This is a genomic window from Spongiactinospora rosea (assembly GCF_003315795.1).
Classification (GTDB): Bacteria; Actinomycetota; Actinomycetes; order Streptosporangiales; family Streptosporangiaceae; genus Spongiactinospora; species Spongiactinospora rosea.
Genome location: NZ_QMEY01000018.1, coordinates 174,509 through 185,700 on the forward strand (window position 1 = coordinate 174,509; position 11,192 = coordinate 185,700).

At 61.3% G+C, this 11,192-nt stretch carries 7 protein-coding genes and 1 pseudogene; 3 read left to right on the top strand and 5 right to left on the bottom strand.

Translation table 11 applies throughout. From position 1 onward, the window contains the following. Positions 1-54 precede the first annotated feature (54 nt). Complete coding sequence (locus tag DP939_RS31975) at positions 55-1,512, bottom strand: serine/threonine-protein kinase (RefSeq protein WP_225878625.1); 1,458 nt, start codon at positions 1,510-1,512, stop codon at positions 55-57. Between the two features lie 219 nt (positions 1,513-1,731). After that, positions 1,732-3,035 (bottom strand): annotated as a pseudogene (locus DP939_RS31980) (IS256 family transposase). Positions 3,036-3,438: 403 nt separating this feature from the next. Here DP939_RS31980 and DP939_RS49410 point away from each other — a divergent pair. Then, complete coding sequence (locus tag DP939_RS49410) at positions 3,439-3,564, top strand: zinc-ribbon domain-containing protein (protein ID WP_225878630.1); 126 nt, start codon at positions 3,439-3,441, stop codon at positions 3,562-3,564. Between the two features lie 374 nt (positions 3,565-3,938). Next, positions 3,939-4,511, top strand: coding sequence for an endonuclease VII domain-containing protein (locus DP939_RS49415; protein WP_225878631.1), 573 nt, complete (start codon positions 3,939-3,941; stop codon positions 4,509-4,511). A 172-nt stretch (positions 4,512-4,683) separates the two neighbouring features. Here DP939_RS49415 and DP939_RS31995 read toward each other — a convergent pair whose 3' ends face one another. From DP939_RS31995 to DP939_RS32005, 3 genes are read right to left on the bottom strand one after another with little or no spacing between them, the layout of a single operon-like run. Continuing rightward, positions 4,684-8,097: a DEAD/DEAH box helicase family protein gene (locus DP939_RS31995; protein WP_113984552.1), complete on the bottom strand. Its 3,414-nt coding sequence runs from the start codon at positions 8,095-8,097 to the stop codon at positions 4,684-4,686. A gap of 45 nt (positions 8,098-8,142) precedes the next feature. After that, complete coding sequence (locus tag DP939_RS32000) at positions 8,143-9,249, bottom strand: restriction endonuclease subunit S (protein WP_113984553.1); 1,107 nt, start codon at positions 9,247-9,249, stop codon at positions 8,143-8,145. Then, positions 9,246-10,763, bottom strand: coding sequence for a type I restriction-modification system subunit M (locus tag DP939_RS32005; RefSeq protein ID WP_113984578.1), 1,518 nt, complete (start codon positions 10,761-10,763; stop codon positions 9,246-9,248). Before DP939_RS32005 ends, DP939_RS32000 begins: the two co-directional genes overlap by 4 nt. 256 nt (positions 10,764-11,019) lie before the next feature. Between DP939_RS32005 and DP939_RS32010 the strand changes: the two genes are divergently transcribed. Further along, positions 11,020-11,192: transposase (locus tag DP939_RS32010; RefSeq protein WP_147268219.1), on the top strand; the 173-nt coding region annotated here is incomplete at its 3' end.

The window sequence follows — 11,192 nt, forward strand, 5'->3', positions numbered from 1 at the left end:
CACGCTCTGGCGGGGTGATCTACGGGCCGTTCCCCGGCCCGATGCCGGCGCCGGTCACGAGGCGAAGGCAAATGTTCGTTGGAAGACGTCCAGATATGCGGTGGCCTTGATCCGGTCGGCGTCGCGTACCACGAACGCCATCATGATCGCGCGGCCCGAGTCGTCGGCCAGCGCCCGGCAGTAGGCGCGAACCGTGACCCCGTCAATGGTGAACCGGTACTCCAGTTCGGCGCCGGGGAACGCGCCGACGGTGATCTCCTTCTGGCCGATCACCTCCGACTCCTGGCCCTCGGGAAATGCCTGGCGGAACTTCTGGAGAAGCTCGGCCGGTTCGCCCAGGCGAGCGGGGCGGACGACAGCGAGCTGCCAGACCGACTGATCGAACAGGCCGCTCGGCTGTGACCAGCTCACCTGCTTCTCGTCGCCGCCCCTTTCCCAGCCGTCGGGCACGGCGATGGTGAAGCCGTCCTTCTCCGTGTAGCGGGTGAAGCCCTCGGGGACCGCCGACGCGGTCGGTTTCTGGACAGGGGATAAGGTCGCGGTCGGGGTCGCGGTCGGGGTCGCGGTTCGGATGGGGGGTGAGCCGTCGGCCCGGGTGATCCAGACGGCCGTTCCGGCGGCGATCGCCACCGCGGTCGCGGCGGAGGCCGCCAACACCGCCGCCTGGTTCCGGCGCCGCTTTCCCGGCGAGGGCGCGCCGGACAGCGACAACAGCGCAAGGGCCTGCTCCGCATTCAGCCGCTGGCCGGGATCCTTACGCAGCAGCCCCTCGATCACCGGACGCAACCGTTCCGCGTGAATCATCGGGAGGGGCGGCCGCTGCACGATGGCGCCGATCGTGGCCACCAGCCCGTCCCCGCCGAACGGCCTGCGCCCCTCCACCGCCTCGTACAGTGTCACCCCGACCGCCCACAGGTCGGACGCGGCCGAAGCCTCCTCGTTCGCGAACAGCTCAGGGGCCATGTACGGCGGCGTGCCGACCAGCCGATCGGTCGATACCGTGGCCGACCCGTCCTGCACGGCCGCCGCGATGCCGAAGTCGGTCAGCACCGGGCGGCCATCCCTGAGCAGGATGTTGGCCGGCTTGACATCACGATGCACAACCCCCGCCGCGGTCGCGGCGGCCAGCGCACCGATCACATCCGCGCCGATCTCCGCCACCTGGGATTCGGGCAGCGGCCCCGCGGTCTTGATCAGCTCAGCGAGCGAGGGCCCGTCGATCAGCTCCATCACGATCCACGGCAGCCCATCCGCTTCGACCACGTCATAAACGGTGACGATGCCAGGGTGCCCCCGCAAACGCACCGCCGTACGCGCCTCGCGCAGCGTACGACGCAGCCGCGCCTCCTTCTGCCCGGCAGAGTGATTCCCCGGGAACACCACTTCCTTTACCGCAACGATCTGCCCCAGCAACTCGTCACCGGCCCGCCAGACGACCCCCATCCCACCCTGCCCAAGCGGAGACAACAGGCGGTACCTGCCGACCAGAACACGCGCTGCTTCCTCGGGCACGCAGTGGAACCTATCCAATGATCACCCACCCATGACCACCCACCGCCCCCACCCGCCGGCCAAGCGCGCCGCCGATATTCCCACCAACCACCAGGTGTCCCCTAATGCTGCAACGGCACATGGTTGATCCATAGGGGATCATGGCGGGTGGGGGTATCACTCTAAGGGTCTGTCTGCCGGGTCTGTCCAGTAATCGGTGTATCTCGGTTGTGAAGGGATCTATCGGGCGGTCGGGTTCAGGCGGCCTTCGAAGGTGATGGCGAAGGCGTTCAACGCGGCCTTCCAACGGGTGACCCAGCGTTTGCGGCCCCTGCCGGTCGGGTCCAGGCTCATGATCGCCATGTAGACGCACTTCAGTGCGGCCTGCTCGTTGGGGAAGCGGCCGCGGGCCTTGACCGCCCGCCGGATCCGCGCGTTGACCGACTCGATCGCGTTGGTCGAGCAGATCACCCGCCGGATCTCGACATCGAAGTGCAGGAAGGGCACGAACTCCGCCCAGGCGTCCTCCCACAGCCTCACGATCGCCGGATACCTACCGCCCCAGACCTCGGCGAACTCCAAGAACCGCTCCAGCGCGGCGGCCTCGGTCGGCGCGGTGTAAACCGGCCTGAGCGCCCTGGCCACGGCGTCCCAGTGCTGCCGGGCCGCGTACCGGAACGAGGCGCGCAGCAGGTGCACCACACACGTCTGCACCACCGCCTGCGGCCAGACACCCTCGATGGCCTGCGGCAGCCCTTGAGCCCGTCGCAGACCACCATCAGCGCATCACTCACGCCGCGGTTCTTGATCTCGGTCAGCACGTGCAGCCAGAACTTGGCGCCCTCACCGCCATCCCCGGCCCACAGCCCGACGATGTCCCGCTCGCCGTCCACCGTGACGGCCGGCGCCACATAGATGGGCCGGTTGGCGACCTGGCCGTCGCGCAGCTTGACATGAATCGCGTCGATGAAGATCACCGGGTAGACCGGATCCAGCGGCCGATTCTGCCACTCGGCCATCCCCTCCAGCACCTTGTCGGTGATGGTGGAGATGGTCTGCCTGGACACCTCGGCCCCGTAGACCTCGGCCAGGTGCGCGGAGATCTCGCCGGTGGTCAGGCCTTTGGCGGCCAGTGAGATGACCATCTCATCCACGCCGGACAGGCGCCGCTGCCGCTTGCGCACGATCTTCGGCTCGAAGCTGCCGTCCCGGTCCCGCGGGATGGTGATCTCGACCGGGCCGACGTCGGTGATGACGGTCTTGGGCCGGGTGCCGTTGCGGGTGTTGCCGCGCTCGTTGCCGGAGCGTTCGTGCTTGTCGTAGCCGAGATGGTCGGTGATCTCGCCTTCCAGGGCGGACTCCAGCACCAGCTTGGTCAGCCGGCCCAGCAGCCCGTTCTCTCCGACCAGTTCGATCCCGCCGGCTCGCGCCTGGTCCACCAGCCTGGCCACCAGTTCTCGATCCGTCGAGTCCTCGGGCTTCTTACGCGCCACCGCGGCGTCCTCCAGGTCGAGCTGTGTCGATGCCTGGATCACAGTACTCATCAGGTGCGTTCTCCATGATCAGGAGTTACACCGAAAACCGTACAGTCCCCTCTGAAGGAGGCCGGCTTGAAGGACAGGCAGCAGCAGCGGAACTGCCCACCGTGATGTCCCTCTTAGCAGGGTTGCATCCGCGGCACCCACTTTAGGAGAGCGGGGCTGTAGGGCTGGCTCCCGTGCTCTGACCTGCGCAGATGCTTCACGCTCTAAATACCACGGGAAGATCATCCCGCGTATATCCCCGCACCCAGGCCGTAGGGCCGCTCGGGTCTCAACTTCAGGGGCAGCGAGGTCATCTGGGTTTCACTGTTGTCAGTGGCGTATGCCATGCTCCCGTTCGTGAGAGATCAGGATAGAGACGCCGACCGGTCCGAGCTCTGGGCTCGGCTGCGGCCGACCCTCTCAAATCCCCGAGCTCCGCCCGGAGAAGATGCGGCCGTCGTCCCTGGATCGCTGCTTATGGCGGTGTGCGATGGCCGGATGCGGCCATGACTGGCCAGCAAGCTTGCGGTTCCGGGCTCGGCGCCTTTAAGCCGACAGGGTGCCCCGAATACTGGAAGAAGCGGAACCGAGCGCCCAGTCCTGGCGAGTCGCTTGCTGAGGTGAATCCGAAGTTGGCGGATCAGCTCGACGAGGTCATGATCACCCTGGATGGACTGCGCACGATCTGCTGCCCAATTCCAACAGCAAGGAGAACTTACTCTGCCTTATGGCAATGGACGGTGTCCGTCGACAGCGGTGAGCCGCCAGCCCTTTCTTGGACATCGCCGTAGAGCCAGGATGTGGACGTGGCCTTACCCTCTGGATAGTTGACTACCTTCAACTCTATGCCTGAAATAGGCTGAGGGCACATATTCATGCTGGCTGAGATCCGTCGAATGGCAAAGAAAAAAAATGGATACTGAGATGCGCACGTGTTCCAGGTGTAAGAACGAGAAGCCTCTGACTGAGTTTCATGCGGGTGAAAAGAAGATCCGAAAAGACGGCTCCCAGTATGTGCGTCCCAGGACTGTATGCAAGGCCTGCGTGAATGCCCGACGCAGAGAACTCGCCCTGGACCCGACACGTCGACAGGCGAATGCATCCTATTATCACCGCGCGAAGGCCGAGGATCCCGACAGGTGGGATTTTCTATGGGGAAAAACCGCTAAGATTCGAAAGTATGGCTTGACTCCTGACGACCTTGAGAGGCTTCGACGGGAGTTGGGTAATCGATGCCCGATCTGCATGCGTGAAGCGTCATTGGTTATGGATCACGACCACAAGACTGGCCGACTCCGTGGCCTAATATGTGGCACTTGTAATACGGGACTGGGACTTCTCGGCGACAATATTGGACGCCTGTTTCGCGCAATTGGCTACCTCCATGACTATATTGGCCCCGAGGTGCCTCCGAAACAAAGAAGGACGCGGAGGAAATTGCCGCCAATATCCGCTATCAAAGATGCCTATCAAGAGTCAGCGGACGAATCTCTCTAGAGTTGGTCTTACGGTGGCTAGAGTTACCATTCCTATGTCACACTCAGCGACTGTTGAGCCCGACGGATGCTACGGCAGCGATCTCCTCAGCCCCATACGGCGAGTCCCGAAGCGCGCGATCGTCGCGGCCCAAGCCAAACCCGGCCCGGGAGCCATGCCACTGTTGCGGATGTCAACCCACCTCAGCACTCCTCGGGATCGCCGTCTCTTTTACGGATCTCAAAACTTCGGCGATGAAGTGCACGTCAGCGATGTTGTGGAAGACGACGTCGGGGTCTCCAAGACGCTTGAAGGGCGGTTCATATAGGTCGCTGACATCTAGGTAGCCGTTCTTCGCGAGGGAGTCGATGATGAGCTCGACGAAGCTGTACTCGGCCGGGGAAAGGGTGCGCCCCTGCTGAAACTCGCTGAAGGCGCGCACAGCGGCCTCCCGGCTCAGACCGGTGATGGAACGCAGGAAAAGGCCGAACCCTTCATGCTGCTCGGCAATCTGGTCGATATCGGCGTCGGTGCCGAACCCCAGGTCGAGAAAGACGTCCTTGAGCGCGTCGAGGTCGGAGCTGGTGATCTGACGTCCCCGCAGGAGCTTCTGGACGACAAGATTGTCGTCATGACTGCGTAGATAGGTGCGAACCTTCCGTTCGAACTTCGACCGGTCAGTGCCGATCGCCAGACCCCGGAGCTCGGAGTGAGTGAGCTCGCCGAGTTCATCCTCGAAGTCGGTGTACACGACGGCGCGGCGCCGTGCGGGAATGAGCCGGACTAGACCGCGTAGGGTGCGGCGCATGGTCTCCAGCATCGACAGGGTGACGTCCTGCCACCAGTCCTCACCCGTGAGGTCGGTGAGGAGCTCGGCGTGCCGCGCGACAACGGGGTTGTTGAGCGTGGTCGGATCGAGAAGATCCTCGGCGATCCGCTGAACTTGGAGTCGTAGTGCACCGTATCCAGGATCGCCGACGAGCAGTCCGAGCTGCAGCCGCAGCGCCAGTAGGTCGAACCGCTTGGCCTCCTCGCTGGAGTCGTCGTCTTTGAAGGTCGAGGGCAGGCCGGCGAGCTTGTCCTTGAGTTCATCGCGCTTCTCGGCGGTGATCTGCTTCCACGACTCCGGGTCGAGGAACGTGTCCACCTCATGCAGATGCCGCCGTACTTCGATGTTGTTTCGGTTCATGCCAGCGACTTCGCCTTGCAACCGGATAGCCACGTCGCTGCGTACTGCGACATCGCCTTCGGCCGAAGGCTGCTCCTGGTCGAGGATGTACAGCAGGTCGGCGCGCTGGGCAAACAGTCGCTCGCTCAGCGACTGCTGTGCACGTCCCTCGGTCTCGGCAATATCGGCGTTGAAGTACTCCACATTGCGGGCGAGATCGAAGACAAGGAACTGCGCCTTGTCCTGCCCCGGGCCGAACAAGTCCTTACAAAGGCGCGTACCCCGTCCGATCATCTGCCAGAACTTCGTCTTGGAGCGCACGGCTTTGGCCAAGACGAGATTCACGATCTCAGGGATGTCGATGCCGGTGTCGAGCATGTCCACGGAGACTGCCATGCGCAACGCCGAGTCCTTACGCCGGAACTCATCAATCAGTTGCTCCGCGCCGCGTGTCTGGTGACTAATCACTCGGGCGAACTCGCCTCCGTGCTCGGGATACAGCATGTTGAACCGGTCGACGATAAATTCGGCATGCCGCTGATTGCGCGCAAAGACGATCGTCTTTCCGAGCCGGTCACCGCCGTCGACGCGGTAGCCGTAGGTCATGACGGTCTGAAGCATCTTGTCGATGGTGTCATCATTGAACAGGAACCGGTTGACCTCGTCAGCGGCGACCTCGGTCGGGGCCCCGTCATCCTCATCCCAGTCGAGTTCATCCCAACGCGCCTTCTCCTCGTCCGACAGGTCGTCGTAACGAAGACCCCGCTGGGGGAACTTTAACGGCACGTTGATTGTGAACGGTCCTACCAGGAAGCCGTCCTCCTTTGCCTGGTCCAGGTCGTAGGCGTCGGTTGGGTTGCCCTCCTCGAGATTGAAGACCCGGTAGGTATTGCGGTCGATCTCGTTCTTAGGGGTAGCGGTCAGCCCGACCAGCAGCGTGTCGAAGTAATCGAAGATCGCCCGGTATTTGTTGAAGATCGATCGGTGTGCCTCGTCCACGATCACCAAATCGAAGTAGCCCGGCCCGAACTTGCGTTCGCCATTGTCGGACACTTTGTTGATCAAGTTGAGCATCGTCGGGTATGTCGAGACGTACACCCGGGCGCTGTCGTTCTTCTCCGTCAGAAGGTTGATCACAGGAGTACCCGGCAGGTGCTGTTTGAAGGCGTTGGTCGCCTGCGTCACCAGCTCCTTGCGATCGGCGAGGAACAGCACTCGCTTGATCCAGCCCGCCTTTTGCAACACGTCGACAAGTGCGATGGCGGTCCTCGTCTTGCCGGAGCCGGTCGCCATCACCAGGAGCGCATGGCGCTGGTTGTCTCGATCGAAGCGCTCCCCGATTCGGCGGATGGCGCGGTGCTGATAGTAGCGCTCGACGATTTCCTCGTTAATCGGTGTGCTGCTGAGTGCCTGACGTGATGCGCGTCGAGCGATCAGTGAACGCAGCTCGTCCTTGGTGTAAAAGCCCTGGATCGGCCGGGGTGGGTATTTGTTGCCGTCATCCCAGATCCAGGTCTTGTAACCATTGGTGTAGAAGATGACCGGACGCCGACTAAATTTGTATTCCAGTGCAGTGGCATACTCCTTGGCCTGCTCTTGTCCTTCTAACGGGGAGTGAGTTGCGGCCTTCGCCTCCACCAGTCCCAACGGTCTACCGTCGTCATCCCAAAGGACGTAGTCCACCCTGCCCTTGCCGGACTTAGTCGATGACAGGCGGTCTACTGAGTACTCTCGGTCCTCCGCTTTATCGAGTGGCCAGCCTGCCTCGTGGAGTAGTAGGTCAATGAGATGGCTTCGGGTCTCGGCCTCGTTGTAGTCGTGCGTGTCGCGGCGCTGGGCATTGACGAGCTTGGCAGCCTTGATCTGTTCCCGTAGCCGCATTACTTCGGCGTCCAGGTCCTGGCTGCGTCGCCGCTCCTTGGCCAACTCCTCCTGCTGCTCGGAGAACTTGGTGGCCATTGCCTGCAACTCGGCCTGCTTCTTCTGTCGCACTGAGGCTGGCTCAGGCACAGGGATCACGGAGGCGTCGAACTCCAACCCGGATGCGGGGACGTCCGCCTCATGCTGGGCGTAGTTGCGGGCGAGCCAGTACAGAACATGGAACAACTCCGCCACGGTTCGCGTCGCATCCCTGCTGTGCACTGGCCTGGCGGAGTGCACAGCCAGGTTTCCCTGCCTGCGAATCACGTCCATCTTCGCCCGCAGCGCTGGCCCTGCCAGGTTGACCAACGTCGGCTCGTTGATCATGGCGCTGAGATCCCGGTGATGGGGTTCCCGAAGTGTGTCGTCGACCTTATAAAGCCAGTTCAGCGCTAGCTCGATTGTCCGCCGCGCATAGAAGCACGACGTCCGAGGGTCGGCGATCGCCAACCGTTCCGCCCGGATCGCTTGGTCATATAAACTCGGCCACTCTGCCTTCAGGAACCCGAAGTTGCTCATGACTACCGCCCTAGCCCAGCAGTACGGACAGACACCACCAGTCTCTCACAACTCCCCACGGAACGCCTTGGCTTGCAGGGACGCGAAGAGCTCATCAACCTTCACTCTATGATCTTCTTGAGCGATCCTGTGACGCTCAAGGAGTAGAAGTTTATGCGCAAATTCTCTTTGTAGCGACAACGGGGGAACCATAAGCTGGATTGATGAAAAGCTGGATTTGCTGACGAGGCCCTTCATTCCCCCAGTTGATTTACCCTGGATGAGGCGCTTACCTGTTCTCAGATGCATGAGTGCATAGAGCAGGTCGACTTCTTTTGGGCTGAATGCGTTGATCTGCTGATTGAATGCTACGCGCCTGCCTGTAAGAGCCGAATTTCCGATGCTGTTCGGGCTTCCTGCAATACAGGTAACCAGAATAGACTCCGGGCCTGTGACGCGTGCCAGTTTGATCCCTTTGCTCGAAAGCCCTTCGCTTGCTTTGGTGACGTGCATCTTTGCTGGATTGATGTTATCTGATTTTATCCACTCGATATCGTCGCCGTAGTTAGCGATATCCTTCCTGGGTGGAGTGTTTCCTGTCACCACAGTGCCAAGGTCGGATATGGCCCGCATTTTCCAACCTGCCGGGTTGGATAGGGGGTCTCCGAACATATCTAGGAAGACAGATCGCGCGAGTTCGTCGAGGAGAGAGGTGGACTGTTGCCGCCTTGCTCGCATCTTAGATACCTGATCCAGTACCTCCGCGATTCGACGCTGCTCTTCGGGGGGTGGCAACAGCAGGCGCTTAGCATAAGCGTCATCCCGGTTGAGTCCTGGAACAGCTGCAGCTCGGTTAAGCTCTTTGAGTCCAAGGTCGCCGAGCCGATAGTAGAGCCATCGCAGATCAACGCTAGTGGCGGATGAGTCTACGTAATAGGTAGTGTCTATCGGCCAGCAGCCTTCAGTTGAATAACTAACTTCGCCGAAGGAACCCTTACGGCCAATCACGATCGTTGGCCCATGTGCTAGAAAGCGATTATGGGTCCCCACGGGGCCGTTTGATCCATATACGGGAGCCGGGCCTGGCTCTCGCTCCGCAGCGGGGAGACTTTTTCCGTACTTGAACTCGCAGATTTCTCCGAGTTGCACCTCGCGCCATCCCGCGCCTGTCATCCGAGAGCTTCCTTCAGAGTGGAGAGGCCGGACTGGATTTCAGATTCCAGGGACTCGAGATCGGCGATGATGTCGAGAGGTGGACGGTGTTCAACTTTCTCGTGCACGATTTTCTTGTAGCGGTTAAGGCTGAAGTCATAGTTCTGGGCGACGATGTCGGCCTTGGGGACGATGAAGCTTTGGGCGGTTCGAGGCCGCTGCTGTTCAGAACCGTCTCGACGGACCCATCGGGCAAGGATGTCGGGGAGGTTGTTCTTCGCGTGGTCAGTCTCGTCTAGGGCGACTTTGGGACGCGGCCCTTGCTTTTCTTCGGGCAGCAGCGGGGCACGCTTGTCGTCGAGGCTGTAGCCGTCAGCGGTGACGTTGTAGAACCAGACATTGTCGGTACCGCCGGCATTGGTCTTGGTGAAGAGGATGATGGCGGTGGAGACTCCGGCGTAAGGCTTGAACACCCCAGACGGCAGCTTGACGATGGCATCGAGTTTGTGCTTCTCAACCAGCATCTTTCGCAGGCCCACGTGGGCGTTAGTGGAGCCAAACAGCACCCCGTCAGGAACGATCACAGCAGCACGACCGCCGGGCTTGAGCAGCCTCAGAAACAGGGCCAAGAACAGAAGCTCGGTTTTCTTGGTCTTGACGACCTGGAGCAACTCCTTGGCAGTGGTCTCGTAATCGAGGCTCCCCGCGAATGGCGGGTTGGCCAGGATGAGGGAGTACCGCTCGATCTCATCCGCAACATTCTGAGCGAGAGAGTCTCGATAGCGGATGTCGGGCTGTTCGATCTCGTGCAACAGCATATTCATGCTGGCGATCCGTAGCATTGTCGAATCGAAGTCGAATCCATGGAACATGCTGTTGTGGAAATGCCGCTGCTGATTGCGTTCCAGTAGGGCCTCAGAGTGCTCGCGCTGGACGTACTCGGCAGCCGCCACTAGGAATCCAGCAGTTCCGCACGCGGGATCGCAGATCTCGTCTCCTGGGCTCGGGTTCATCATCTCGACCATGAGCTGGATGATGTGCCGCGGTGTGCGAAACTGGCCATTCTGCCCTGCTGTGGCGATCTTGCTGAGCATGTATTCGTATAGGTCGCCCTTGACGTCCCCCTGCTCCAGGGGTAGTTCGGCCAGTATATCCACGGCCTTTGTAAGCAAGTTCGGGGTGGGGATGGTGAACCGGGCGTCCTTCATATGCTGGGAGTAAGTGGACTCCTTACCGCCGAGCTCTCGCAACCATGGGAATACCTCGTCCGCGACAGTCTTGTACATCTGGTCCGGATGCTTCTCTTTGAATACCGACCAGCGGAGGTCTTTGATGTCGTCCGTGTAGACCGGGTTCTCGATCGGCTTGCCGGTAAGGTTAGCCTTGCGTTCCTTGCTGGTCTGGATGCCGTCCAATCGCTTAATGAACATCAGGTAGGTGATCTGTTCGATGACCTCCAAGGGGTTCGAAATCCCGCCGGACCAGAACGCGTCCCACAACCTGTCGATCCTGCTGCGCAGCTCACCCGTAATCACGCTGCGCAGCATAGTGGAGGTCGGCGGCAACAGGTGGATCGTTCTCGACCTACGTCCTTCCAGATCATCTCTACTGGGGCGCAGGGGACGGAGCTTCCTGCGGCTCGTCCCTCTGGTACTTCGGGAGTCCTGTCGGCTGACCATCGAGGACACCATTGGTGCCGTTGCGCGTGGACGCTTAGAGCGTGTTTGAGAAGATCGTTCATGTCCGGCGTGGCGGCGTGATCATCGGACCCGGGACCGCCAAGCTGGCCCGGTGTCCCCTGATCGCTACCCCTCCGACCTCACCGACGCCCAATGGGAACTGATCGAGCCCCTGCTACCCGAGCCGAACACCGGCGGGCGACCGGAAAAGCACCCGCGCCGGGAGATCGTCAACGCCATCCTGTACGTCGTGCGTTCCGGATGCCCGTGGCGGTACCTGCCCAC

What these genes read in the sequence shown, in the direction of transcription:
- DP939_RS49415 (WP_225878631.1), top strand. Translation starts at nt 3,939, where the DNA reads ATGCGCACGTGTTCCAGGTGTAAGAACGAGAAGCCTCTGACTGAGTTT.
- DP939_RS31995 (WP_113984552.1), bottom strand. Translation starts at nt 8,097, where the DNA reads ATGAGCAACTTCGGGTTCCTGAAGGCAGAGTGGCCGAGTTTATATGAC.
- DP939_RS32000 (WP_113984553.1), bottom strand. Translation starts at nt 9,249, where the DNA reads ATGACAGGCGCGGGATGGCGCGAGGTGCAACTCGGAGAAATCTGCGAG.